At 47.7% G+C, this 24,621-nt stretch carries 21 protein-coding genes (1 of these 21 only partly in view); 12 read left to right on the top strand and 9 right to left on the bottom strand.

Features of this window, described 5'->3' with window-relative positions; all coding sequences use genetic code 11:
* Positions 1 to 8: 8 nt before the first annotated feature.
* The gene (locus tag GVJ32_RS14295; protein WP_159240770.1) at positions 9 to 662 is read right to left on the bottom strand and encodes a response regulator transcription factor; all 654 of its coding nucleotides are present in this window, start codon (positions 660 to 662) and stop codon (positions 9 to 11) included.
* A gap of 299 nt (positions 663 to 961) precedes the next feature.
* Positions 962 to 2,938: an acetate--CoA ligase gene (gene acs / locus GVJ32_RS14290; RefSeq protein WP_159240769.1), complete on the bottom strand. Its 1,977-nt coding sequence runs from the start codon at positions 2,936 to 2,938 to the stop codon at positions 962 to 964.
* A 204-nt stretch (positions 2,939 to 3,142) separates the two neighbouring features.
* Between acs and GVJ32_RS14285 the strand changes: the two genes are divergently transcribed.
* From GVJ32_RS14285 to GVJ32_RS14265, 5 genes are all read left to right on the top strand, one after another.
* Positions 3,143 to 4,480, top strand: a complete 1,338-nt coding sequence (locus tag GVJ32_RS14285) for a DcaP family trimeric outer membrane transporter (RefSeq protein WP_200841433.1) — start codon at positions 3,143 to 3,145, stop codon at positions 4,478 to 4,480.
* Between the two features lie 104 nt (positions 4,481 to 4,584).
* Positions 4,585 to 4,851 carry a DUF4212 domain-containing protein gene (locus GVJ32_RS14280; protein ID WP_159240768.1) on the top strand — a complete coding sequence of 89 codons (267 nt, stop codon included), beginning with the start codon at positions 4,585 to 4,587 and terminating at the stop codon, positions 4,849 to 4,851.
* A 9-nt stretch (positions 4,852 to 4,860) separates the two neighbouring features.
* A complete protein-coding gene (locus GVJ32_RS14275; RefSeq protein ID WP_159240767.1) occupies positions 4,861 to 6,567 on the top strand; it encodes a sodium:solute symporter family protein in 1,707 nt (568 codons plus the stop codon).
* Between the two features lie 150 nt (positions 6,568 to 6,717).
* The gene (locus GVJ32_RS14270; RefSeq protein WP_052763527.1) at positions 6,718 to 7,242 is read left to right on the top strand and encodes a PaaI family thioesterase; all 525 of its coding nucleotides are present in this window, start codon (positions 6,718 to 6,720) and stop codon (positions 7,240 to 7,242) included.
* Positions 7,235 to 7,633 carry a PaaI family thioesterase gene (locus GVJ32_RS14265; RefSeq protein ID WP_047012463.1) on the top strand — a complete coding sequence of 133 codons (399 nt, stop codon included), beginning with the start codon at positions 7,235 to 7,237 and terminating at the stop codon, positions 7,631 to 7,633. The genes GVJ32_RS14270 and GVJ32_RS14265 overlap by 8 nt, the downstream gene beginning before the upstream one ends.
* A 14-nt stretch (positions 7,634 to 7,647) precedes the next feature.
* Here the strand turns inward: GVJ32_RS14265 and GVJ32_RS14260 are convergent, their stop codons facing one another.
* The 4 genes from GVJ32_RS14260 to GVJ32_RS14245 all read right to left on the bottom strand — a co-directional run bounded on the left by GVJ32_RS14260 (position 7,648) and on the right by GVJ32_RS14245 (position 12,197).
* Positions 7,648 to 8,661, bottom strand: coding sequence for an AraC family transcriptional regulator (locus GVJ32_RS14260; protein WP_047012462.1), 1,014 nt, complete (start codon positions 8,659 to 8,661; stop codon positions 7,648 to 7,650).
* A 254-nt stretch (positions 8,662 to 8,915) separates the two neighbouring features.
* Positions 8,916 to 9,341 (bottom strand): hypothetical protein, encoded by a 426-nt coding sequence (locus GVJ32_RS14255; protein ID WP_123183162.1) that lies wholly within the window; start codon positions 9,339 to 9,341, stop codon positions 8,916 to 8,918.
* 96 nt (positions 9,342 to 9,437) lie between these two features.
* Positions 9,438 to 10,628: an iron-containing alcohol dehydrogenase gene (locus GVJ32_RS14250; RefSeq protein ID WP_123183163.1), complete on the bottom strand. Its 1,191-nt coding sequence runs from the start codon at positions 10,626 to 10,628 to the stop codon at positions 9,438 to 9,440.
* Positions 10,629 to 10,676: 48 nt separating this feature from the next.
* On the bottom strand, positions 10,677 to 12,197 hold the full coding sequence (locus GVJ32_RS14245) for an aldehyde dehydrogenase family protein (RefSeq protein ID WP_159240766.1): 1,521 nt from the start codon (positions 12,195 to 12,197) through the stop codon (positions 10,677 to 10,679).
* A gap of 281 nt (positions 12,198 to 12,478) precedes the next feature.
* Between GVJ32_RS14245 and GVJ32_RS14240 the strand changes: the two genes are divergently transcribed.
* The 4 genes from GVJ32_RS14240 (at position 12,479) to GVJ32_RS14225 (ending at position 18,168) form a co-directional block, all read left to right on the top strand.
* The gene (locus GVJ32_RS14240; RefSeq protein ID WP_235035155.1) at positions 12,479 to 15,004 is read left to right on the top strand and encodes a TonB-dependent receptor; all 2,526 of its coding nucleotides are present in this window, start codon (positions 12,479 to 12,481) and stop codon (positions 15,002 to 15,004) included.
* 149 nt (positions 15,005 to 15,153) lie between these two features.
* On the top strand, positions 15,154 to 15,474 hold the full coding sequence (locus tag GVJ32_RS14235; RefSeq protein ID WP_123183166.1) for a 2Fe-2S iron-sulfur cluster-binding protein: 321 nt from the start codon (positions 15,154 to 15,156) through the stop codon (positions 15,472 to 15,474).
* 44 nt (positions 15,475 to 15,518) lie between these two features.
* Entirely contained in the window at positions 15,519 to 16,898 is a 1,380-nt protein-coding gene (locus GVJ32_RS14230) for a cytochrome P450 (protein ID WP_159240765.1), read from the top strand.
* Positions 16,899 to 17,343: 445 nt separating this feature from the next.
* Positions 17,344 to 18,168, top strand: coding sequence for an alpha/beta fold hydrolase (locus GVJ32_RS14225; RefSeq protein WP_103683262.1), 825 nt, complete (start codon positions 17,344 to 17,346; stop codon positions 18,166 to 18,168).
* Here the strand turns inward: GVJ32_RS14225 and GVJ32_RS14220 are convergent.
* Positions 18,165 to 19,205, bottom strand: a complete 1,041-nt coding sequence (locus tag GVJ32_RS14220; protein ID WP_103683261.1) for an AraC family transcriptional regulator — start codon at positions 19,203 to 19,205, stop codon at positions 18,165 to 18,167. The genes GVJ32_RS14225 and GVJ32_RS14220 overlap by 4 nt on opposite strands.
* A gap of 132 nt (positions 19,206 to 19,337) precedes the next feature.
* Here GVJ32_RS14220 and GVJ32_RS14215 point away from each other — a divergent pair, with 132 nt between their 5' ends.
* Positions 19,338 to 20,231: a fatty acid desaturase family protein gene (locus GVJ32_RS14215; RefSeq protein WP_332908285.1), complete on the top strand. Its 894-nt coding sequence runs from the start codon at positions 19,338 to 19,340 to the stop codon at positions 20,229 to 20,231.
* Between the two features lie 7 nt (positions 20,232 to 20,238).
* Here GVJ32_RS14215 and GVJ32_RS14210 read toward each other — a convergent pair whose 3' ends face one another.
* Positions 20,239 to 21,018: an RMD1 family protein gene (locus tag GVJ32_RS14210; RefSeq protein ID WP_008251338.1), complete on the bottom strand. Its 780-nt coding sequence runs from the start codon at positions 21,016 to 21,018 to the stop codon at positions 20,239 to 20,241.
* 176 nt (positions 21,019 to 21,194) lie between these two features.
* Positions 21,195 to 22,670, bottom strand: coding sequence for a ketol-acid reductoisomerase (ilvC, locus tag GVJ32_RS14205; RefSeq protein ID WP_159240764.1), 1,476 nt, complete (start codon positions 22,668 to 22,670; stop codon positions 21,195 to 21,197).
* 223 nt (positions 22,671 to 22,893) lie between these two features.
* On the opposite strand from ilvC, the gene ilvY reads away from it, so the two are divergent.
* Positions 22,894 to 23,796 carry an HTH-type transcriptional activator IlvY gene (gene ilvY / locus GVJ32_RS14200; protein WP_008251336.1) on the top strand — a complete coding sequence of 301 codons (903 nt, stop codon included), beginning with the start codon at positions 22,894 to 22,896 and terminating at the stop codon, positions 23,794 to 23,796.
* A gap of 55 nt (positions 23,797 to 23,851) precedes the next feature.
* Positions 23,852 to 24,621, top strand: the 5' portion of a protein-coding gene (pssA, locus tag GVJ32_RS14195) for a CDP-diacylglycerol--serine O-phosphatidyltransferase (protein WP_159240763.1). Its footprint extends 46 nt past the window's final position; only the first 770 of its 816 coding nucleotides appear in the window; it begins with the start codon at positions 23,852 to 23,854; the stop codon falls past the right edge of the window.

Genomic DNA, 24,621 nt, shown 5'->3' with positions numbered 1-24,621 from the left:
TTATGCGCTCAGGCTAGGTGTTGGGGGTTAACGTCTAATTGGCTAAACGCCAAGGCCGCTTGGGTACGAGAATGAACGCCGAGCTTACGAAAAATTTCTGTCACGTGAGCTTTCACCGTGGCTTCTGTGACACTGAGCTCGTAGGCAATTTGTTTGTTGAGCAGGCCTTGTACCAGCAGCGTGACTACCCGAAATTGTTGTGGGGTGAGGCTGGCGATACCGCTGGCCATTTTTTGTTCTTTGCTATCAAAGCCCGCCTGATAATTAACTCCCTCAGGTAGCCAGCGGGCACCACTGATGACGGCATTAATAGCCTTGGTTATGGTATCTGCGTGGCTACTTTTAGGTAGAAATCCTGCTGCACCATGATCAATGGCGCGACACATTACCTCTGGTGCTTCGCTGGCTGAAATGACCATAACTGGAATTTCTGGGTAGTGGGCTTGCAGATGTATTAAGCCACTAAAGCCTTGTGCGTCCGGCATATGTAAGTCTAGCAATATGAGGTCGCTGGTGTTGTCGCTGAGTAGCAGGTTTTGTAGTTCGGTGATGGATGCTGTTTCGCTGACGGTACAGCCCACAAAATTCTGGGCAAGGCTTGCTTTAAGTGCCGCGCGAAATAAGGGGTGGTCGTCGGCAATGATAAATCGCAGTGTGTTCATCTGACGCCTTTTTTATTAGTTGTTACTGGCAGCAGTGTATAGAAAAAAGCCCTAGTGTGCAGGGCATGCTTGTTTGGGCAGAGCGCTTGATGGGAGACGGTAGACGCAAAAGTAAGGTCCCCGCGTTCGCAAGGACGAGCATTTTCATGTAGCTCCTAATACTTGCGAAGGCGAGCATCAAGTAAACGTCATATCTCAAGCTTCAAGCGCGATGTCGTTTTTTGCTTTGGTATTTGCGTCTCCCATCTTCCGTCAAGCATCCCGCGATTGCGGGACACACTTAAATCTTTCGCCTGACATTAGGCAATCTCCTTATTCTCCGCCTTGTGAGATTCGATGAGTTTTGTGACCACCGTAGGATCGGCGAGGGTCGACAAATCGCCGAGATTGTCGGTGTCATCGGCGGCGATTTTGCGCAGTATGCGACGCATGATTTTGCCTGAGCGAGTTTTAGGTAAATCGTCGGTCCACTGAATGATATCGGCTACCGCAATGGGGCCAATTTCCTTGCGCAGCCACTGCTTTAATTCTTTGCGCAGTGATTCGCTTTCGGCGTGCTTGTCGGTGAGAGTGATATAAGCGTAAATGCCTTCGCCCTTAATGGCGTGTGGGTAGCCAACAACCGCGGCTTCTGCGACTAAGGGATGGGCGGCAAGGGCGCTTTCCAATTCGGCGGTTCCCAAACGGTGTCCAGAAACATTGAGCACATCATCTACTCGGCCAGTAATCCAGTAGTAGCCGTCCTCGTCGCGACGGGCGCCGTCGCTACTAAAATAATAACCTTCAAATGTTGAGAAGTAGGTATCTATAAAGCGTTGGTGGTCGCCGAAAATAGTGCGCATTTGGCCTGGCCAACTGTCGCAAATGACTAAGTTGCCTTCCGCCTTACCTATCAAAACTTTACCTTCGTTGTTCAGTAGCGCGGCCTGAACGCCAAAGAAGGGGAGCGTTGCCGAGCCGGGTTTTAGGCCAATGGCGCCGGGTAAGGGGGCAATCATTACACCGCCAGTTTCAGTCTGCCACCACGTGTCTAGGATTGGGCATTGGCTGTGGCCAAATTTTTCGTAGAACCACGTCCACGCTTCGGGGTTGATCGGCTCGCCAGCGGTGCCGAGTAAGCGCAGCGAGCTGCGGTCGGTATTGGCTAAGGCTTCGTCGCTACAGGCCATGAGCGCGCGGATAACGGTGGGTGCGGTGTAGAGAATATTAACCTGATGCTTATCAATAATACGGGCTAGTCTGCCGGCATCCGGAAAATTAGGAATGCCTTCATACATAACGATGGTGGCACGATTGCTCAGCGGTCCATAGACGGCATAGCTGTGGCCGGTGATCCAGCCGATGTCGGCCATACACCAATATATTTCGCCGGGCTTGTAATCAAAAACACAGTGATGGCTGAGGGAGGTGTAAACCAAATAGCCTCCGGTAGTATGGACGGCGCCCTTGGGTTTTCCTGTTGAACCTGAGGTGTAAAGAATAAACAGTGGGTCTTCTGCGTTCATGATTTCTGGTGCGCAATCGCTAGCCTGATTATTAACGAGGGTGCGATAGTCAACGTCTCGAGATTCCTGCCAGTCAATTTTGTCGCCGCAGTGTTTTACCACTAAGACCTTTTCAACTAGTGCAGGCGGGCAGAGGGCGATGGCGTCATCCACATTTTGTTTTAGGCTGACTCGTCGGCCACCTCGATTTCCCGCGTCAGCAGTAATCACTAATTTCGATTGGCCGTCTTGTATGCGGCCAGATAATGCTTCGGGTGAGAAGCCACCAAAAACGACCGAATGTACGGCGCCTATTCGCGCGCACGCTAACATTGCGATGGTCGCTTCAGGGATCATGGGCATATATAGGGTCACCACATCCCCTTTCGCCACGCCTAAACTTTTTAGGCCGTTGGCGAGTTTGCAGACTTCTGCGTGTAGTTCTCGGTAGGTGTAATTGCGAACGGAATCGGTCTCGCTGTCTGGCTCCCAAATCATCGCCAATTGATCGGCGTGTTGTTCAAGATGGCGGTCTAGGCAATTAACGCTGGCATTTAGCTGGCCATCTTCAAACCAACGAATGCTTAAATCGTGTTTTGCAAAACTGCAGTTTTTAATAGTGCTTGGCTTAATTACCCACTCTAGGCGATCGGCTTGTTGAGCCCAAAATGTATCTGGCGTTTCTAAAGACTGTTGGTATAGGGATGTATGAGTTTCAAGGTCTATATAAGCAAAATCTTTTGTTTTGGTATCAACGGGGTAATGAGTAGTGGGCGGCAGTGAGATGGTCATGACCGTGGGCTCCATTTAATTTTATTACGGTCAACTATCCTTGAACTATCGCGTTAGTAGAATTAGACCTTGGTCTAGTCCCGTTGTCAGGTCATGTTGTTGCATAGACTTTGGTCTATACATGACTAATGGCTAATACCCCTCAACGATCAGTGGGCTTATAAATTTCGTGTCATTTCCGATACGAGAGAGTTCACGATGATAATGAATAAAAAATTGACTCTGGCGAAGTTGGCGGGCCGTCCGTTGAAATCACGCTTTATTGCCTCGCTAGTTTTTACTGTGTTACCACTATCGGCTGCCGCTGAGGTAATGCACTCAGAAACATTAGAACAGCGAGTTGCACGCCTAGAGCAGGCGCTCGCTGAAAAAGAGGTGTCAACCAAGGCTGGGCAGGCTAAAGGTGCTACCGAGTATTCCTTTGGTGGCTATATCAAATTAGATGCCATGGCCAGCCAATACAGCGACGGCGAGCGCGCACTGGCAGGAGTTGGTGATGATTTTCTGGTTGCGTCGGTCATACCGGTTGGTGGTGAATCCGGTGACGCAAACTTCGATATGCAGGCCAAGCATTCGCGTATTTGGTTTAAAACGACGACAGCAACTGAGGTAGGTACGGTCGGCAGCTACATCGAAATGGATTTTGGTGTGAATCAAATTGGCGACGAGCGTATTAGTAACTCCTCTGTGTCACGAGTTCGGCACGCTTATTTGAGTTGGCAGTACTACAAGGATAGCTCTTTGCTAGCCGGTCAAACCTGGAGCACTTTTTTTAATGTCGGCAGTTTGCCCGATATCCTAGATTTTGTCGGCCCCGTTGGTACCTTGTTTGAACGGCAGGCGCAAGTGCGCTGGACTCATGCACTGAGCGGGGCTAGCTCGCTGATGCTTTCTTTAGAAAACCCCTCTAGCGGCTTGTATGGCGAAAGTGGTTCTGCGGCCGGCGCCAGTGCTTACGATAATAATGCCCTGCCAGATATGGTGCTGCGTTATAACGGAAAATCTGGCGATTTCAGCTACAGCCTTTCGGGCTTGTTGCGAGAAGTCGCTTACAAGCAAAACTTTAGCAATAGTCAGGCGCAAGTCATTGCCGGTGACGATAGTGTCTATGGTTACGGTTTGAGTTTTGCGGGCGTTTGGCGGTTAGGTGCAGATGATATTCGACTGCAACTTAATGCGGGCAATGCCTTGGGTCGTTACCTCGGTATACAAACTTACCGCGATGGTGTGATTGAGGATAATGGTGATATTGAGTTGATCGACTCGGTGGGTGGCTATATCGCTTACCGGCATTTTTGGGCGCCGAAATGGCGTAGTAGTTTAGTGTTGTCGGCCAGCTCTGCAGATAACCCCGCCACCGTTGAAGATACCACGGCGGCGTCGTATCAGAGTGCCCATGTTAATTTAGTGTATGCGCCGATAGCTGCGTTGGATTTTGGTGTTGAATATATTCACGCGAATAAAACCATTGAGCGGCCGGTAAATGGCGACGACAGCGGTGATGTGGATCGTCTGCAATTTAGCGCGAAATATACATTTTGATAACCGAGCTTGCTGGTCGACTAAGGTCGAATGGCGAGATTGCGACTTAACTGTAATGCTTAGATTAATAAAAAGTATAAGACGAAAATAACAGGAGAATAACAATGGCGTTTCATTCAAAAGAATTAGCAAAAGCCTATTGGCGGGAAAACGTTAAGCTTTTACTTAGCTTGCTGTTTATCTGGGCCTTGGTGTCTTTTGGCTTCGGGATCCTTTTTGCGGATGCACTTAATCAATTCCAATTTTTCGGCTTTAAATTGGGGTTTTGGTTTGCTCAGCAAGGGGCGATTTACACATTTGTAGTGCTGATTTTTGTATACGTATACAAAATGAATCGGCTCGATGAAAAATACGATGTCCAAGAAGACTAGGGGTGAATGATGGATATTAGAACTTGGACATTCTTAATAGTCGGGCTCAGCTTTGTGCTGTATATCGGTATTGCAATTTATTGCCGTGCGGGCTCCACCAAGGAATTTTACGTAGCGGGGGGCGGCGTTCACCCAATTGTTAATGGCATGGCGACGGCAGCGGACTGGATGAGTGCAGCGTCGTTTATATCAATGGCGGGCCTTATTTCCTTTATGGGTTACGACGGCGCTGTCTATTTAATGGGCTGGACGGGAGGCTACGTATTGCTAGCGCTATGTTTAGCGCCGTATCTGCGTAAGTTTGGTAAATTTACCGTGCCGGACTTTATCGGTGACCGCTACTACTCGCAAACGGCGCGAACCGTTGCGGTTATTTGCGCGATCTTTGTGTCCTTCACCTATGTGGCGGGGCAGATGCGCGGGGTCGGGGTGGTGTTTAGCCGCTTCCTAGAGGTAGATATTACCACCGGCGTGTTGCTCGGCATGGCGATTGTGTTTTTCTATGCCGTACTCGGGGGCATGAAAGGTATAACGTATACCCAAGTAGCTCAATACTGCGTGTTGATGATGGCCTATTTGGTGCCGGCAATCTTTATCTCGATCATGATTACGGGTCATGTTATTCCCCAGTTTGGCTTCGGCGCGACCTTGGCCGATGGTTCGGGGGTGCATCTGCTCGACAAGCTCGATGGCTTGTCGGCTGAACTCGGGTTTGCCGCCTACACCAGTGGGACGAAGTCGACGATTGATGTGCTGTTTATCACTGCAGCATTGATGGTGGGTACGGCGGGTTTGCCTCACGTGATTGTGCGCTTCTTTACCGTACCTAAGGTGAAAGACGCGCGTAAGTCTGCGGGCTGGGCGTTGATCTTTATTGCGGTGCTTTACACCACAGCACCCGCGGTTGCCGGTTTTGCACGGCTGAATATGATCAACACCATTAACGGTGCCGATAGTCAGGGTACTGAGTACAGTGAAGCGCCGACGTGGGTGACCAACTGGGAGAAAACCGGCTTAATCGGCTGGGAAGATAAAAACGAAGATGGCCGTATGTTCTACTCCGGCGACGAGCGCAACGAGATGCATATTGATCGGGATATTATGGTCTTGGCCAACCCCGAGATTGCCGATCTTCCTGCATGGGTGATTGCCCTAGTTGCCGCGGGTGGCGTTGCTGCAGCCTTGTCTACCTCGGCAGGTTTGCTACTGGTTATCTCAACATCGATCTCCCACGATTTGCTGAAGCGAAATCTGATGCCGAATATATCGGACAAAATGGAGCTTCGTTATGCACGTAGTGCGGCAGCGGTGGCGGTGTGTATCGCTGGCTATCTGGGGATAAATCCGCCGGGCTTTGTCGCCCAAGTGGTGGCCTTTGCCTTTGGCTTGGCGGCATCGAGCTTTTTCCCTGCCATCATCCTCGGTATCTTTTACAAACGCATGAATAAATACGGTGCGATAACGGGCATGGTTAGTGGTCTCTTGTTTACTGCTACCTATATTGTGTATTTCAAATTTATCAATCCTGCGGCCAGCGTGCCTGAGAATTGGTGGTTTGGGGTGTCGCCAGAAGGGATTGGTACCTTAGGCATGATTGTTAACTTTGCAGTGGCCGCTGTGGTGTGCCATTTAACACCGCCGCCACCGCAAGATGTACAGGATATGGTAGAGAGTATTCGCTACCCACAGGGAGCGGGTGAAGCCCAAGTTCACTAAGCTCACATAGCGCGAGGCGCCAAGCCGCTACCGATTTTCGGTGGCGGCTTTTTTTGTCTTATGGTGTTTTCACCCTTTTAGACGTTAACTTGGTAAAATGCTGGGCTGCGGCCGTTTATACTCGGTCGAATAGCTATTTCGGGATAAATAATGGCATTGGATTTTGAAGAGCTACTTCGTTTCGTTGATACCGTTTTAACGGCCAATGAAGGCGATCATTTTACGACCTTAGGCATTCGCCCAGAATATGTTGAGCGTCATCGGGTTGGTATGTCTATGTCCTACAGCGACACATTGATTGGTGACCCGGATACGGGCGTTATTCATGGCGGCGCAATCACCGCCTTATTGGATACTTGCTGTGGCTTTGCCGCCGCGACGGTATTAGTAGATTTGGCGATGACGCCAACCATCGATTTACGTATCGATTATATGCGCGCGGCGACCCCTGGCCAAACGGTGTATGCCGACGCGGAGGTTTATCGCGTCACTGAGAGTGTGATTTTTGCGCGAGCTCTTGCCCATCATGGTGATCGCGAGAAGCCAATTGCATCCGCTGTTGGTAATTTCTTCCGAATGGAGCTCGCGTTGTTTACCGATATGCGTCGTGAGTTTCGTGCAGCGCAAAAATTGAAACAATCAGGGCAGAAGTCCCGTGGTAGCGACAATGAATGATTTGGAATTGCATCAACTTATTAACCGAGTTCCTTATGCGCAAACGCTTGGTATACAAGTGGGAGGGGAGAACGATTGCTTTTTGTTACCGACCAAAAAGAGCAATATCGGCAACCCGACACTGCCAGCGTTACATGGTGGGGCAATTGCTGGTTTTATGGAGTTGTCGGCAATGATGTATGTCTTGCGGCATAGCAACAGTGAAAAATTTCCCAAGGTGGTCGATTTCGCGGTGGACTATGTGCGTGCAGGCAAGTATGTGGCTACACATTCGCGCTGCAAGTTGGTCTATCTCGGTAGGCGAATGATTAACGTGAGTATAAGTGCGTGGCAGGAAGATGAAGCTGCGCCTATAGCAATGGCTAGGGCGCAGTTTTTGGTTAAAGAGTGAAACTTTAATTTAGCCTAAGGTTTGCTTTGCAAATATTGTTTTGGCGTCATATTAAACCAGCGTTTAAACGCTCTATTAAATGAGCTTTGTTCGTTGTACCCCAATAAACCCGCTATTTGTGACATGGGTATGGCGTCGTGCGCAAGAAGTTTTTTAGCTTCAGTAATCCTAACTTCGTCAACAAGTGCTTCAAAGGTATACCCTTCAGATTGCAATTTTCGGTGCAGGGCACGTTCATGAAGTTTCATGTTTTCTGCAATTACGGGGCGTGACAGTTGGCCGGTCGGTAGCAGTTTTTGAATTAAATGACGAGCTTGCTTGCTGGTCGATAAATTCGGTTTACTTGTGGAGTTGGAATCTATTTCTACCATCGAGAGGTAGCTGGATACCAAACCGTGAAGCTGAGGGTTGTGGGAGCTCAATTCGATATCTAAAAAGTCGGTGTCGAGCTCTATTGAATCATATTTTTGATTAAATACCGTTGGGCAATTGAACGCGCTTTGATAATGCTTTTCGGGACCAATTTTTGAATGGCGGAAATGAACGGCCCGCGCTTTAAATTTTCCTTCGGTAAGCAGGTGAATAATGTGAAGTGTGCAAGCGACAGCGTGCTCTACTGCCTGGCGGCTGTTATTGGCGTTGACGAGCTCTAAGCAGGCATAGCTTGGCTGGTCCTCACTCTCTCTCAATGTGAGTGAAATGGCGGGGGTGAAATGGTACAGAAATTTTCCTACACTTGTTAATGCTGACCTGACATCGTGCGCAGATAGTGCTAAAAAAGCAACTGGACCAAGAATAGAGTGATCCTGTCGCATAGCAAGTTGTAAGCCAATATTGGGTAGATTTAGGCTTGTGGCACTTAACTCAAGTAGGTCGATAAAGCTTTGATATGGGAAAAAATAGTCTTCCTGATCTAGTTGACTGTAATCTATACCTGCTTTGAGGCATAAATCCTCAGCATTACCTTGTAGCTCCTCAATTAGGGATACAAAATTATTTAGGCAGCTGGCCCGTACGCGTGCAGTCATTGAGTCTCACAGGTATATAGGTATTGTTATCGTTGTGGGTACGTTTTTGATCTGCTCGGAGCATAGCAAGAATATGCAGAGTTTCCTACTCAGGGAATGAGTGGCACTTCGGTGTAGGCGGGGGAGCTACCCATTGTCTGCACGGCTGCTTTGGTGCTGTTTGTTTATATTGGTTTCGGGGGGCTACTGTATGACGAACTAAATATAGCGCGGGAACACTCGCCCGCATTTAAGGGCGAGCGGTGAAAGGTGTTTTAAAGTTGTGAATTAATCAGCCCATCGATTAGGGGAAGGGTTGGAATAAATGGCTTTAAATTTTCACTGTAAGTCGCCTGTATTACATCGCCACCAGGTAATCCGGAGAGAACGTTATTTATGATTAGGTTGCCCTGTAGTAGATCGCTGATAACGATAGTATTTTCCGGCCCTTTTAATAGAACATCATAAGTGATTAGTAATGGATTATTTGGCAGTATATTGAATAGCGGTGACGAATTTAACCCAATGGCTGCGGTGGTTGCTTGGAGTGGGTCAACTAGCGTCACCACTAATCCCCCGCTTAGGCTCCCCAATGTGTCGGTAATACCCTGAAGCGGACCTAAGCTTTGGGCGCTTACAAATGATGGTGCGGTAAGTAGCACTGCGGCTAAAGTGGAGTACGGAAGTAGTTTATTTAACATTGTTTTCTCCGGTATCGAAAGTTACAAGTTTTTACGAGCATCCATGCTCAGGGAAAGCTAATACATCCCGTATTACGCTTTATTAATTAATCCCCTTCAGCATACCGCGTGAACTATTTTAGCCATTGCGGCAGGGGATATACTGTAAAACATTGCGGCAGGGTCAGATGCAATCGCATGGTAAATAGCATCTTGCTTATCTTGGTTGACCTCCCAGCGTTTAAAGTTGGTTGTACAGCCTATGCGCTGTTGGAAGTCTATTAAGAATTTAATGCAATTGCCCAATAGTTCTTGGTCACTACCATTTTGAGAAAGATTGAGTGCTTTGGCGAGCCGCTGCCCTTTGCCTGCATAAAATTCAGGGCATGCTTCCATCACGACGGGAAGGAGCGCGGCATTGGCGTCGCCGTGGGGGATGTGGAACATGCCGCCGAATGCGTGGGCGCAGTTGTGAATGGGGATTGCGTTTAGGCTACCGCCGAAGGCGTCGATTGCTAGGCTGCTCGCTTGTAACATATTTGAGCGCGCAACCACGTCCTTGCCATTATCGATTACCTTGGGCAAATTTTCGACAATCATTTGTGCGGCATGAAATGCGTGAGCATCTGTCATGGCATTCGCAGTTGGCGAGGCGACAGCCTCCAGTGCGTGTGTTAGAGCATCCATTCCTGTTGCAGCGGTGAGGAAGTCCGGTAGTCCTAAGCACAGATTCCCGTCTAGTACCGCCATGTCGGGCTCTAGAAAAGGCGCGACAAGGTTGGTTTTAATACCTAAGGCTTCATTGTAGAACACCGCTACTGGTGAAACCTCTGCTCCTGTGCCAGCAGTGGTAGGTACGCCGATATGAGGGATCCCCGAGTGCTGGCAGCTTGGCCATGCATCAATTTTAATCCCGCTTTGAAGTAAGTCGGCGATATCTGTTGCCCCGTGTTGAAGGGAGTATTTGACGCCTTTTGAGGCATCTAGAACACTGCCGCCACCCACTGCCAGAATGGCATCGGCCGCCACGGACCTAGCATAAGCAGTTGCAGCGTTTACGGATTGGCAGGCTGCGTCTTGGCTTATGCCGGTATAAACGCCTACTAGCACGGCTTTATTGCTAGAGCAGCTTGCGAATACTGCTTTTATTTGGTCTACAATGCCGGCCTGTTCGAGGCCAATATCGCTAAATAGCACAACTCTTTTGGCACCCATGCCTTCAAATAGTGCTGGAATGCGAATAACGGAGCCTGCGGCGCAATGAATCGTGCTGCGCATATTGTACTGATAGTAATGTGAGCTAGACATGCTGGTATCCTATTAATAATTAGCGTTCAATTAGCTGGGTCGCCGACCTTAAAATGTATGGACCAAGTGGTAAGTTGATTTTTTCCTAGGGTCGCGTTCAAACGCTGTCGAAATGGACTTCAGTTCGGTATACGAGTTCAGGCTGTTGTGACTCATTTCCCGGCCATAGCCGCTTTGCTTCATGCCGCCAAATGGTGCGTCGGTCCGCATCATGTGCCAGTCATTTATCCAAACTGAGCCTGCCTCGAGTTGCCGAGCAACGGCTTGGGCGCCAATGATGTCCTCGGTCCAGATGCCGGCCGATAGCCCGTATATTGAATCGTTTGCGATGTTTATGGCTTCGTCGAGCTCGGTAAATTTTATGATCGACACTACTGGCCCGAAGATTTCTTCACAGGCGTGTTTCATGTCGTTCTGGCAATTGCTGAGAATAGTTGGCTCAAGGAAATAGCCATTTTCGAAGCCCGCGACAATCTTGCGCTTTCCTCCGGTAATGATGTGGGCGCCTTGCTCTTGCGCTGACCTAAGATAGGCTTCAATTCGATTAAACTGTTGCTCGGAAACAATAGGGCCCATGCCAGTTGCAGGGTCGAGTGGATTGCCGACAACTATTTTCTCGGCTAGGGTCTTCATTTTGGCGATGAGTTCATCGTGAATATCGACATGGACAATTAGTCGACTAGCTGATTCACACGCCTGCCCAGAGTTCATCATGATGCCGAACAGTGCGCCATGTGCGACCAAGTCGATATTGGCGTCAGGCATTACGATAGCTGCCCCTTTACCACCGAGCTCAAGGGTGACTCGCTTTAGCGTGGCGGCTGCTGCAACTTGAATGTTTCTACCTGTTTGAGTGGAGCCTGTGAAAGATATTTTATTTACTTTGGGGTGTTTGACCAGCGCGTCACCCACGTTTATGCCTGTACCACTTACTAGATTCAACACACCTGCCGGTAAAAATTGATTTATTAACTCAATTAAACGAAATGTCGATGTTGGTGTTAATTCCGATGCTTTTACGACTACGGTGTTACCCGCGGCCAAAGCCGGGGCGATTTTCCAGGAAAGCAAAAGGAGCGGAAAGTTCCACGCAGTAATAATGCCGCAGACGCCAACAGGTTCTTTTACCACCATGGTATGAACTTGTTCTGGCAAAATTTTTGGTGGAAGGTTTTCGATAAATGGGTAGTTTTTGATGGACTCGGCAAGAGTGAAAAATAAATCGGCGATGGCCAAGATATCTAGTCCCATTACCCGCTTGATCGTTCCGCCGGAGGCTTGAACCTCTAGAATAGCTAGCTCTTGGGCATTCGCTAATACCGTGTTACCGATTTGATACAGCAATTTGGAACGCGCGGTTACGCTAATATTGCGCCAATCTGTACTTTTCAATGCACGGCTGGCTGCGTTTACCGCGAGGTCTACATCGGTCGCATCGCCATCGGCGGTTTTCGCTATTAGATTGCCTGTGGCAGGACAATGCACGTCAATATAGTGACCAGAGTTTGGCTTTACTATATCGCCGTTAATGATGTGATGATAAAGCGGTAATTCATGGGCGTTGTTCATTTAATGTCCTTGATGTTGGTCTGTATGGATATAAATGTTTTATTTATTTATTTATTTATTTATTTATTTGTTTATTTGTTTATTTGTTTATTTGTTTGAACTGATTATTGATGTTTAGTGTTGATTGGTATTGGCTTTTTAGGACGTTTTTTTGTCATTTGAGAATTGCCAATGCGGCTGTCCTAATTTGCCAAAAAGTTGTCCGCATCGGAAAAGACGTGAGATTGCTTTTGGTGGATTATGTGCGATTAATCGATAGTGTTAGAGGGGATAATAATTAAATGCGCATATCTCAGAGTTACTTAAAAAAGATCACGTTAGGTGCATCTTTAGCTAGTCTAAGTTATATACCAATGACTTCGTTGGCCGCGCCAATGCTCGAGGAAGTGATTGTTACGGGGCAGAAGCGCTCGGAGAGTACCCAGGATACTCCTGTTGCGATTACCGGTATGACTTCTGATTCGTTAGAAAAATTCGGTTTCGCGAGTGCAAATGATATATCTGCGCAAGTACCCAATATGCAGGTTAGTGGTCCCTTTGGTGACGTCCAACCGATCTTTGCGATTCGCGGTGTCAGCATGTCGGATTACAGCTCTAACCAGGCAAGTCCTATTGGCGTTTACTCCGACGAGTCATATATGGGACCGGTATATACTCATGGTATGAACTTTTTTGATGTTGAGCGACTAGAGGTTTTGCGCGGCCCTCAAGGTACATTGTATGGTAAAAATACTACTGGTGGTGCAATCAATATCATTACTAAAACCCCAATAATTGACGACGGCTTTCATGTGAATGCCAAGTTGGGTGCGGGGAATTATGATTCACGAGTCGGTGATTTAGGGGTTGAGGGTACGTTAATAGATGAAACTCTAGCAGTGCGTGCCGCATATTCATTTTCTCGGAATAGTGGTTATACCGAAAACCGTTCTGGTGGTCCAAATTTATCGTCCATTGATTTCCAAGGTTTGCGTTTAACACTGAATTGGCAGATATCTGAAAATTTAAATAATGTACTTAAGTTAACCCATGGTCAAAATGATTCAATGGCAAATGCGTCTAGGAATGAGCCGCGTGGGGATCTTAATAATGGCGGAGCTGGCCTTTTTGGTGCAGTAGGTGGTGTTGTTAGTGGTGCTTTACTTCAGGGGGATGCAAGCAGCGGGTATATGGATAACACTGGATACTCCGCGTCGTCCCAAAATCTGGGAAGTCATGAGGTCGAAGATAATTTCACCGGTCCTTTAATTGTTAACTCTGACATGCTAGTTAATAAGCTGGAGTATCTTGGTGAATACCACACCTTTACAAGTATCACTTCAGTGAGTATTTCTGACTACGCTCAGCAGCAGAATACTGACGGGTCGCCAGAAGAATTGCTTGAGATTCGTTGGGCTGTAGATACTGAGGCGTTTAGTCAGGACTTTAGAGTTTCTAGTAATTACGATGGCATGATTAATTTCATCGGCGGTATTTATTATGCAGAAGAAGAAATGGATATGCATAATGAGTATGCGATTTATGGAACTCCACCGGACGTGCGAGTTGCGATTACATACCCTGGGGCTACTGGTTACTACCCGTACTTGCTAGATTTTGGTCAGCTTGATCAAAAGATGGTTACTGATAAGACGAGTTATGCGGCGTATGCGCAATTTCGTTTTGATATAAGTGCCGATTTTGGTATTGATTTTGGTATTCGCTACACGGTGGATGAAATTGATCTTACCTACCTCAATATTTCTAGAGAGGGATACGATGGTAGTCCGCGAGGAACATATGTTCCGGGGAATACTACTCGACATGATGAACCCTTTATACCGCTTAATCTCGGTGGTGACGCAGGTATTGTTGAGATCGATCTATTTCTTCAGAATTTACTCACTGGGGAAACTACACTCGAAGATCTCTTTGAGACGGGAGAGATTGGGTATACCCATGGTGCATATACGACAGATTCTTCGGAGCCTATGTCGGCAAAAGAACAGGAGCTTACCGGTAAGATTGGTATAGATTACCGTTTCAATGACGATTTTATGATGTATGCAAGCTATAGCAAGGGCTTCCGATCAGGTAACTTTAATGGTGGTGTTTATTATAGAGAGCGTGATTTCGACGAAGCTTATGCAAGGCCTGAGTATATTGATGCTTACGAAATAGGGTTTAAATCAGACTTTTACGATCAGCGTGCTCGTGTTAATGCAGCGGCATTTTTATATGACTATAAAGACCAGCAGTTTATTAATGTGGTCGGTGTATCGAACTTTCTGGAAAATGCTGGTGGCTCACAAATAGCCGGTTTAGAAGCTGAAATTATGTTTGCCGCAACTGAAAAATTAATGTTTATGATGGGGCTTGGCTATCTTGATACTGAATATACCGAGCTTTCATTGTCAAACACGGAAACGCTTAATAATCCGAATGATGAAATTGATCTTTCTGGAAATGAGTTAATATCAGCGCCAAAAATAAGTGGAAACATTTCTATAGATTATGAAATCTACAGTGGAGACAGTGGATATATAAACTGGAATGTTAACGCTAATTATCAGGATAAGCAGTGGTACAGCGCTTATAATGATAAAGGTGGATATGAAAATATTAAGCAGGACGCTTATACGCTAGTGAATACACGTTTGACCTGGCGTGGAATTAATGAGGATTACTCGGTGTCTATCTGGGCCAAAAATCTTGCATATGAAGAGTATGATGGATATGCAATTAATCTTCAGGCTGGTTTCGGATTTGATTATTTTCAAGAAGGTCCGCCGAGAACATTTGGCGTAGATGCAACGTATAAGTTTTAATAATTAATTAGGTTGTAAATAAAGATATTAAATATATCGAGTTATTTAATAATATTGTTATCGTGAAACTGTGATAACGAATTTGCTATGTATAAAAATGCATTAATGAAAAAGTAAGTGGGTAAAGCAGTTTCACGAAGGAGAGCGTTATGGGAAGTATTACTTTTATTGAACACAATGGTACGGAACATGTGGTAGATATTGAGGCAGGGAAATCCTTGATGCAAATTGCTTTGGATAATGGGATTCCTGGTATTGACGCTGATTGTGGCGGTGTGTGTGCATGCGGTACCTGTCATGTCATTGTTGAAGGCGCAACTTTTAATGTGACAGGCAATGCAACCGAAGATGAATTACAAATGCTAGATCTTACGCCTGAGCGTAGTGATACTTCTAGGCTTGCTTGCCAAATCATCACCACGGATGCGATGAATGGCATGATTGCGCGCCTGCCTGAGTTTCAAATGTAAAAAAAGAATAATACTTAACGAAATATGCGAAAAGGGGATGGTTTATGAAAATTGTTGATTTGGTAGCTGAAAAAGGTGCTGCTAGTGTTCCAATGCACTTGCAAATTAAGGCCGGTCATATGCTGTACAAAGCTAAAAATAAGCTAGGTATGTACACTAAATTCCCGGAGTTTGTAGAAGCACCTGTTCCTGAAGTGTCAACGCTGGCGATCGACGAGATTGACGTTAGTAATCCATTTCTGTTTAAGCAAAATCGTTGGGAGTCGTATTTCAAGCGATTGCGCGATGAATGCCCAGTTCATTATCAGAAAAAAAGTCCATTCGGACCGTTTTGGTCGATCACGCGTTATGACGACATTGTTTTTGTAGATAAACATCACGACCTCTTTTCTGCCGAACCGTTTATCATTATCGGCGCTACGCCGAAAGAGCTCGCACTTGAGATGTTTATCGCCATGGATCCACCTAAGCACGATGTGCAGCGTCAAGCTGTGCAGGGTGTTGTGGCACCGAAGAATCTCAAAGAAATGGAGGGTCTGATTCGCAGTCGTACTCAAGAGGTCCTAGATCAGCTGCCGCTAGATACGCCGTTTGACTGGGTAGAGGATGTCTCTATCGAGCTGACTGCCAGAATGCTAGCAACACTGCTGGACTTCCCTTACGAGGAGCGTCGAAAACTTGTTTATTGGTCAGATTTGGCTGGCGGCGGTGCCGAGATGACTGGCGGCTCGACCAATACCGACGAGCTGTTCGAGGGCATGAGGGATATGGCCAAGCATTTTTCTCAACTTTGGCGCGTTAAAGAGGAAAAGATTGCTGCTGGTGGCGAAGTAGGTTTTGATCTGATCGGTATGTTACAGAATAATCCAGATACTAAGGATCTGATTAATAAGCCGATGGAGTTCCTTGGTAATTTAGTTCTCTTAATTGTTGGTGGTAATGACACCACCCGTAACTCGATGTCCGGTGGTGTTCTTGCCTTGAATCGCTTCCCTGACGAGTTTGCTAAGCTGAAGAGCGATCCTAGCTTGATTCCGAACATGGTGTCAGAAATTATCCGCTGGCAAACGCCGCTGGCGTATATGCGTCGTATCGCGAAGCAGGATGTAGAGCTAAATGGCAAAACCATCAAAAAGGGTGACAAGGTCGTAATGTGGTATGCCTCTGGCAACAGAGACGAGCGCGCGATTGAGCGGCCTGATGAGTTTATCGTGGATCGTAAAGGCGCACGTAACCACCTTTCCTTTGGCTTTGGCGTGCATCGCTGTATGGGTAATCGTCTTGCTGAGTTGCAGTTACGTATACTGTGGGAAGAATTGTTAGCGAGATTCGATAAAATCGAAGTGGTTGGCGAGCCCGAGTATGTGCAGTCTAACTTTGTAAAAGGCTATTCGAAGATGATGGTTAAACTTACATCGAAGTAGTTTAGAGTAGTGTTAGTCATACGGGGGAGCTTTCTGCTAATGTGTGTTAGCTTTCCCTTGTACTGTATTTAAATTAAATTTATTAGAGTTAATATTCTGGTTTTCTCGGCGTTTATAGCTGAGTAATTGACGATGCCTTTGCCCCTTCGGGGGCCTTTTTATGAAATAATTTTACGTTTATAGTACATATATAGTTAAATAATCGTCTATTTTGTAGTGCTTACCCTCGTTTATTCATGTTCTTAATTATAGCGAGCGCCGACTTTCTAGGTTGCCGTCAATTGCGATAAACTTCTGCGCCAGTATTTCCTTGAAGGCGATACTTTATTCATTAACCGACAATGAGGCATTCTGGATGATCGCGATATTTTTCCTTTATAACGCTGAATGCTACTTTTCCAATGCTTGTCGTTCCATCTTCATGCTAATAGAGGCGGTATAATTTATGCGGCGCGGAAAATCAGAAGAAAAATATGTTGATGTTCCGGGTGGAAGTATTTATGTCCGGATTTGGCATCCAGTAGAACCGCCAACGTCACCTCCAATCGTCCTGTTGCATGATTCGTTAGGCTGTGTAGCTCTGTGGCGAGAGTTTCCGGCTCAGCTTTCCCTTAGCCTTGGTCGCACAGTTGTCGCCTATGACCGGCTGGGGTTTGGTAGGTCCAGCGAACGCGTAGAACGACCATCGCGCAGATTCATTGACGAAGAAGCGGAAATTGTTTTCCCATCACTTTGTGCGTCTCTAGGCCTGGAAGCGGTGGTTCCATTTGGTCATAGTGTCGGCGGTGGTATGGCGATAGCAATTGCTGCTATTCACTCCCGAGTTAAGCTCTGCTCTAGTCTTATTGCCGAGTCTGCGCAGCCATTTATCGAAGAACAAACAATAAACGGGATCGAAGCTGCGAAGCAGTACTTCAGTAATCCGATCAATATGGGAAAACTTACCAAATACCATGGTAATAAAGCTCGCTGGGTCTTGGCTGCGTGGACTGAAACTTGGCTTGATCCTGAGTTCAGAGGTTGGAATCTAGGTTGCCATCTAAAGGAGGTGCAGTGTCCGGTGTTGGCAATTCATGGTGACAATGATGAATACGGATCAGTCGCGTTTCCCAATTTCATTGCGGGCTCTGCTTCAGGTCACTCCCTGGCCGTTATTATGGACAGAGTAGGTCATGTCCCGCACCATGAAGACCCAGTAAAGGTTATGGAAATAGTTAAAAGCTTCCTAGCAAAGGTCGATGGGGGTAGCTTTGTTACAGTCAGCTCCTAGTCTTCGTTTTTTGGTATTTTCCTGGCGTTATGAGACAGTCGGTAATCCCTTGGTGAGCAGTCACTCCAGCGTCGAAAGGCACGAGTAAAACTACTTGTGTCGGTGTAGCCTAAATGTGCAGCCAATTCATCTATTTTCATGTCGCTACTGATTAGAAGTTGGAATGCCATTTGTTTTCGCTCCTCCTCTACTAGGGCTCGAAAGCTGGTGCTTTCATTATCCAATTTGCGCCGGAGTGTGCGGCTAGATAGGTTTATTGCCGACGCAACATCGTCTAGCGACGCCATTAGCCCTAAGTCGCCTAAAATCTGATTCCTAACGCTATCGCGAATTCCGCCAGTTTGTCGCTGGCGCAATTGTCTTGCGCATTGATCGCTTAATAGTCTCGCTAGGTTGGCATCGTAAGTAGGCTGTGGTTTATCAATATATTTAATAGGAACGCGGATGGCGTTGCGCCTGCTTTGATAAAGTGGTTTAACTCCGCAGACCGACTCTATGTAGACTGAGTTTGTTGTATCCAAGGTAGTAAACTCGGTCTGCATAGTCTGAATTTCATTTAGGCTAAGTTCTTTGATGATTATGATGCTGGCGGCCATATCTCGTTCTAACAAGAACTCGCGGAGATGGCTGGGTATGGACTGCGGGTTCATGAGCAAACCAAAATAGCCGCCTTCCTCAAAGGCGTTAATCTCGCAATAAGCGGTGCTTAAAGGTAGAAAACGCAGTGCGGTGTTGAGGGCGTCCCTGAGGGTTCGACAGGTTCGCAATGAGAAACCCCAAATCCCGAAAGTGGCGATGTTGTAGCAAAGGCCAATTTTAAAGCCTAGTGCGGGTATATTGGGTAGTGCGAGCATGATGTTTTCAATGAGCCGCATTTCCTGTTCACGCTCTATGAGTACCGCGCCGTCGTTAAGGCTGTGCTCTGAAATGTCGGTCCCAAATAAGCAGGTTTCCGTATCTACACCGTGATTTTTCGCAAAATTTATCATCACTTTGCTTATAGCGACGGGACGACGGGTGCTCTGGGTATTTCCCATGTGAAAAGCCTGAGTTGGGTGGCGCTAATTTGTGGCCATAAGTACCGCGCGAAAGGACATAAGTGTCATGTTACTTTTAAAGGCGCCGCTGTACATTGAGTACTGTTAAATAATTCAATTTTCAATTATTACATGGTAATGACAATGCAGGAAGAGCTAAAGGACTTAAATAAGAAGGCTTTAGGTGCCGCGATAAGTTATATGGGTAAAGTTGCTTGGCCGACGATAGCGCTTACATTTCTTGTATGTAGTCTATTCGTACTATGTATAGTGCTTTTTGCAAATGATGTGATAACCGTTTGGTTGGCTACACCGCTTGTTAGTGTCCTAACCTATATGGCGTATACGCCCTTGCACGAAGCTGTCCACGGAAATATTCATGGTAGTAGGTCGAGGATGCGGTGGGTGAACGATGTTTGTGGCTATCTGGCTGCGCCCATTATCGGTGTTCCGTTTGCCTCCCATCGTCACGAGCATTTTACTCATCACCGTTATACCAACATTAAAGGAAAGGACCCGGATTATTTGATTAGCGAGATGGGTAAGGGGCCTTTTAGTGTGTTGCTGACGACCCTAAAGTTCTTCTATGCTCAGAATAGTTTCTTCGCGGAAAATAATTGGCACTCTGCCGATTTAAAAGAGCGTGTTGTTTACAGTGCTGAACTGTGTTTCTCGCTGGGGTGGCGTCTACTTGCTATCTTGCTTATTGATCAGCCTGGCATCTCTATTGTTGTTTTGGTGGGGTATTTCTTTGGCGGTCTCTTTACGGCTTATTGGTTTGCGTATCGGCCGCATTATCCGTATGACAATACTGAGCGCTACCAGAATACGAGTAGCCTCATTATGCCCCCGTGGATGCGTCCGATGGAATGGTTTTGGTTAGGCCAAAATATTCACTCAGTTCACCACCTATTTCCTCGGGTTCCCTTCTATCGCTATCACGCGCTGCATCGGGATATTGAGCCGATACTGCGTGCGCATGGTACGCCAATTCTTGGTATCTGGAGTCGGGCGCCGGTGACCTAGTATTAGCTTAGTGAAACGCCGCCATCACAACTTCAAAGCCAATCAGCAGGATGACGATCCATTCGAGAAAAGCACTGTGACTGTGGTTTTGCTCGTCGGCCAGTATTTCTAAAAGCTCGTGTATGGTGCCCAGCTTTTGGGATAAGACGTCAACCCGCGGCTTAATGTCGAGGTAGCGAGCAAGCTGCATATAGGTTGATTCTAGGTTTGGGTGCTCCCAGAAAAACTCTGGGGTATCGAGCAAGCCATAATGCAAAATAATATCGCTTTTGGCCGCAAACAGGCGGCCGCGAATTTTGGCCAGTTCTTTGCGCCGCAGGGGAATTTTGCCCTTTTCTGCTAGGGTAGCCGGTATATGCGCGGTGGCTTTGATATTGTCCAAGACCATGGTTTCAAACACGATCAGCTGGGTAGATTGTGCCAGTGCGTGAGATACCGCCAGTCTAAGCAGATGGTCGTCGCCAGGTAGCGATATTTGGTCGCCGCGAACGCTGAGCTGCTCGGCGTTTAAGGTGAACTGAAATAGCTCGCGGCCGCGTTTGGTTGATTCCAGCAGAATATAAGGTGTCACGCGTTTTATGAGTAGCTGTTGGTCGTCGTCAGACACGGCCCAAAATACCACTATACCGTATTGAAACAGCCAAGCTTCGCCAGACACGGTGGGTACATGATAGGCGTCGCGATAGCGGGTGAACTCATAGGGCGCAAGGGCGGCACTTTCAAGCTCTGGTATTTGGAATGCGTCACCTAGGTTGATAACGCTGATTGTTGAATTGCAAAATGGCATATTGCCACCTCGTGCGGGGCGCGCCGGCCGGTCGGAAAGTGGCAGGATGCCACTGGGCGCGCATCATATTCGCAGTCTATTTGTTAGGCAATATCTATTGGTCGATTTTTGAACAAAATTAGGCATAAAAAAAGGGGCCCTTGTGAGGCCCCTTCGCTGTGCTGAAAATGCGTTTTTTAAACGATTTTCTTCATTGCAGTCATGTAACCGCGCAGTCTGCGGCCAACAACTTCAACTGGGTGGTTGCGAATCGCCGCGTTAACGGTGATCAGCTCTTGGTTGTCTACACCGAGGTCTTTGGTGTTCAGGCCTTTACCGATGATGTCGGTAGACACCTTGCTCATGAAGTCTGCTAGCAGTGGACGACAAGCGTGATCGAACAGGTAGCAGCCGTATTCAGCGGTGTCTGAAATAACCACGTTCATTTCATACAGCTTGCGACGGGCAATGGTGTTAGCGATCAGTGGCGTTTCGTGCAGCGACTCGTAGTAAGCAGACTCTGGCTCCATACCGGCAGCAACCATGCACTCAAACGCGAGTTCTACACCAGCTTTACACATAGCAACCAGCAAAATACCGTGGTCGTAGTACTCTTGCTCGCTGATTTTAACATCGCCGGCAGGGGTCTTTTCAAAGGCTGTTTCTGCGGTGGCGGCGCGCCAAGCATGCAGGTTTTTGTCGTCGTTCGCCCAGTCTTCCATCATGGTCTTGGAGAAGTGACCGCTGATGATGTCGTCTTGGTGCTTTTCGTACAGCGGGCGCATGATGTCTTTCAGCTCTTCGGCCAAATCAAAGGCTTTGATTTTGGCAGGGTTGCTAAGACGATCCATCATATTGGTGATGCCGCCGTGCTTCAGGCCTTCGGTGACTGTTTCCCAGCCGTATTGAATCAGCTTAGAGGCGTAGCCGGCGTCGATGCCTTGCTCAACCATTTTGTCGAAGCACAGAATGGCGCCAGTTTGCAGCATGCCGCAAAGAATGGTCTGCTCGCCCATGAGGTCAGACTTAACTTCAGCAATTGGTGAAGATTCCAGAACACCTGCGCGGTCGCCGCCAGTACCAGAAGCCAAAGCTTTGGCAATTGCCATGCCTTCGCCTTTAGGATCGTTTTCACGGTGAACAGCGATCAGTGTTGGTACACCAAAGCCGCGCTTATATTCTTCGCGCACTTCAGTGCCGGGGCATTTTGGGCACATCATCACAACGGTGATGTCTTGACGGATTTGCATGCCTTCTTCAACCAAGTTGAAGCCGTGGGCGTAATCTAAGCAAGCGCCTTCTTTCATTAACGGCATAACGGCGTTAACAACAGGAGTGTGCTGCTTGTCTGGTGTAAGGTTCATCACCACGTCAGCAGTGGGGATCAGTTCTTCGTAAGTGCCAACGGCAAAACCATTCTCAGTCGCGTTTTTCCAGCTTTGACGCTTCTCGGCAATGGCTTCAGCGCGGAGTGTGTAAGACACATCTAAGCCAGAGTCGCGCAGGTTCAAGCCCTGGTTAAGACCCTGTGAACCACAACCGATAATGACAATTTTCTTGCCTTTCAGGTATTCGCAGCCATCTGCGAACTCACTGCGATCCATAAAACGGCATTTGCCGAGCTCTTGCAGCTGAAGACGCAGCGGCAGGCTATTGAAGTAATTCTGGCCCATGATTCTCTCCTAATAGGTATGTAAAATTGGTCTGCGGGCAGGTGCGATCCCACAATGGCGGCCACTTTAGCACTGCTTGTATGTTGCGTAAAATGATATATAGTTGATGTAGTGTTGCGTTTTTGGCATTTAGTCGGAGGTCTGGTGTCGGACGTCGGACGCGCAGGCTTGCTCATGTCGGTTTTGCATCCGACGCCCGACATCCGACCTCAGACTTGCTTCTATGAATCTCAAAGAACTCCAAACCTTCATCCACCTCAGCCAATCCCTGCACTTTGGCCGCACCGGCGACGCTATGCATCTTAGTGCTTCGGCGGTAAGCCGCTCGGTGATGCGTTTAGAGGAACAGGTTGGCGTGTCCTTATTTGAGCGCGATAATCGCCGCGTACAGTTGACCGCCGCAGGGCGAGAATTTCTGCGCTATGCTGAACAGGCGGTGGTGAATTGGCAGTCGATTATTCAGCGCCTGCACGTGCACAGTGAAGCCCTGCAGGGAGAGTTGGGCTTATTTTGTTCGGTTACGGCTTCTTATAGTGTGCTTAGTAATATTCTTGAGGTGTTTCGGCAACGGTATCCTGCTATAGAATTGAAACTGCATACAGGTGACCAAGCAGATGCTATAGAGCGAATTGCCGAGGGTGGCGAGGATCTGGGTATTACCGCCAAGCCAAAGCAGTTGTCGCCGCGTTTGCAGTATCAAGAGTTAACGCGCTCGCCACTGCGTTTGTTAGTGCCTAATATTCCCTGCGCGGTAAATGAGCAGATCGCTGCGGCAGGTGAGGTGTTGTCGCCGCAGATCTTGGCGACGCTGCCCTTTATACTGCCGGAGCGCGGGGTGGCGCGGACTTTAATCGAGCAGTGGTTTCGGCAGATGCAAATTAAACCCAGTGTTTACGCTCAGGTCAGCGGCCATGAGGCGATAGTAAGTACTGTGGCGCTCGGGCTGGGGATTGGTGTGGTGCCAGAACTGGTTTTGGCAACGAGCTTTTTACGGGAGCGGGTGCGGGTGATTCCAGTGGAGCCAGCTTTGCCAATGATGGAAATTGGGGTGGTGGTCTTGCAGCAACGATTGTCCAATCCGCTGGTCAAAGCGTTTTGGGATTGCGCTAGGTCATCGTACAGTTAGCGCATTTAATTTATGATGCCTCTTTTATAGACATATTTAACGAATCGGGAATGCTATGACAGAACAACAGGGCAACGACAAGCCGAAATCGCCGTTTGACACGGAAGCCTTGCTGCTGATTGACGACCATGAGGAAGAGGTCTCGGTGAATGGTAAGACCGAGCGTAAGCGTGGTATTTACTTGCTGCCCAATCTTTTTACCACCGCGGCACTGTTTGCCGGGTTCTTCGCGATCATCTCTGGCATGCACGGCAATTTTGAAAATGCCGCTATCGCTATTTTTGCCGCCATGATATTTGACGGTTTGGATGGCCGGGTCGCGCGACTGATGAACGCGCAAAGTAAATTTGGCGCAGAATACGACAGTCTGTCTGATATGGTGTCCTTTGGTGTGGCGCCGGCGTTGGTGGTGTTTAGCTGGGCGCTGGTCGATTTAGGTAAATTCGGTTGGGCTGTGGCCTTTATCTATGTGGCCTGCGCGGCTTTGCGTCTGGCGCGCTTTAATACGCAAATAGACACGGCGGATAAAAATTACTTTACTGGCTTGGCGAGTCCCGCTGCGGCGGCGGTCATGGCGGGCTTGGTGTGGGTTTGCGCCGAAGAGGGTTGGGTAGAGAAGGGTGTGCATTTTGAGCTTGAGGTGTTTGCCGGAATTCTCATGGCCGCCTGCGGCATATTAATGATCTTGAATGTGCGTTATAGCAGCTTTAAAGGCATCGATTTTCGTGGTCGAGTCCCTTTTGTTGTTATGATTGCCGTTGTTTTGATTTTTGGCTTGGTGTCGGTCGACCCCGCGCGCGTCTTGTTAGCGGCGGCGATGATCTA

Source organism: Zhongshania aliphaticivorans (assembly GCF_902705855.1).
In the GTDB taxonomy this organism is placed as follows: domain Bacteria; phylum Pseudomonadota; class Gammaproteobacteria; order Pseudomonadales; family Spongiibacteraceae; genus Spongiibacter; species Spongiibacter aliphaticivorans_B.
Note: the sequence above shows the minus strand (reverse complement) of the source record. Positions and strands in the feature narration are given on the sequence as shown.

Excerpts from the sequence above, each read along its gene's own strand:
- GVJ32_RS14240 (WP_235035155.1), top strand. The coding sequence starts at position 12,479 with ATGCGCATATCTCAGAGTTACTTAAAAAAGATCACGTTAGGTGCATCT.
- GVJ32_RS14245 (WP_159240766.1), bottom strand. The coding sequence starts at position 12,197 with ATGAACAACGCCCATGAATTACCGCTTTATCATCACATCATTAACGGC.
- GVJ32_RS14215 (WP_332908285.1), top strand. The coding sequence starts at position 19,338 with ATGGTAATGACAATGCAGGAAGAGCTAAAGGACTTAAATAAGAAGGCT.
- GVJ32_RS14210 (WP_008251338.1), bottom strand. The coding sequence starts at position 21,018 with ATGCCATTTTGCAATTCAACAATCAGCGTTATCAACCTAGGTGACGCA.
- GVJ32_RS14255 (WP_123183162.1), bottom strand. The coding sequence starts at position 9,341 with ATGTTAAATAAACTACTTCCGTACTCCACTTTAGCCGCAGTGCTACTT.
- GVJ32_RS14220 (WP_103683261.1), bottom strand. The coding sequence starts at position 19,205 with ATGGGAAATACCCAGAGCACCCGTCGTCCCGTCGCTATAAGCAAAGTG.
- GVJ32_RS14280 (WP_159240768.1), top strand. The coding sequence starts at position 4,585 with ATGGCGTTTCATTCAAAAGAATTAGCAAAAGCCTATTGGCGGGAAAAC.
- GVJ32_RS14265 (WP_047012463.1), top strand. The coding sequence starts at position 7,235 with ATGAATGATTTGGAATTGCATCAACTTATTAACCGAGTTCCTTATGCG.
- GVJ32_RS14230 (WP_159240765.1), top strand. The coding sequence starts at position 15,519 with ATGAAAATTGTTGATTTGGTAGCTGAAAAAGGTGCTGCTAGTGTTCCA.
- GVJ32_RS14260 (WP_047012462.1), bottom strand. The coding sequence starts at position 8,661 with ATGACTGCACGCGTACGGGCCAGCTGCCTAAATAATTTTGTATCCCTA.
- GVJ32_RS14275 (WP_159240767.1), top strand. The coding sequence starts at position 4,861 with ATGGATATTAGAACTTGGACATTCTTAATAGTCGGGCTCAGCTTTGTG.
- GVJ32_RS14295 (WP_159240770.1), bottom strand. The coding sequence starts at position 662 with ATGAACACACTGCGATTTATCATTGCCGACGACCACCCCTTATTTCGC.
- GVJ32_RS14225 (WP_103683262.1), top strand. The coding sequence starts at position 17,344 with ATGCGGCGCGGAAAATCAGAAGAAAAATATGTTGATGTTCCGGGTGGA.
- ilvC (WP_159240764.1), bottom strand. The coding sequence starts at position 22,670 with ATGGGCCAGAATTACTTCAATAGCCTGCCGCTGCGTCTTCAGCTGCAA.
- GVJ32_RS14285 (WP_200841433.1), top strand. The coding sequence starts at position 3,143 with ATGAATAAAAAATTGACTCTGGCGAAGTTGGCGGGCCGTCCGTTGAAA.
- GVJ32_RS14270 (WP_052763527.1), top strand. The coding sequence starts at position 6,718 with ATGGCATTGGATTTTGAAGAGCTACTTCGTTTCGTTGATACCGTTTTA.
- GVJ32_RS14235 (WP_123183166.1), top strand. The coding sequence starts at position 15,154 with ATGGGAAGTATTACTTTTATTGAACACAATGGTACGGAACATGTGGTA.
- GVJ32_RS14250 (WP_123183163.1), bottom strand. The coding sequence starts at position 10,628 with ATGTCTAGCTCACATTACTATCAGTACAATATGCGCAGCACGATTCAT.
- ilvY (WP_008251336.1), top strand. The coding sequence starts at position 22,894 with ATGAATCTCAAAGAACTCCAAACCTTCATCCACCTCAGCCAATCCCTG.
- acs (WP_159240769.1), bottom strand. The coding sequence starts at position 2,938 with ATGACCATCTCACTGCCGCCCACTACTCATTACCCCGTTGATACCAAA.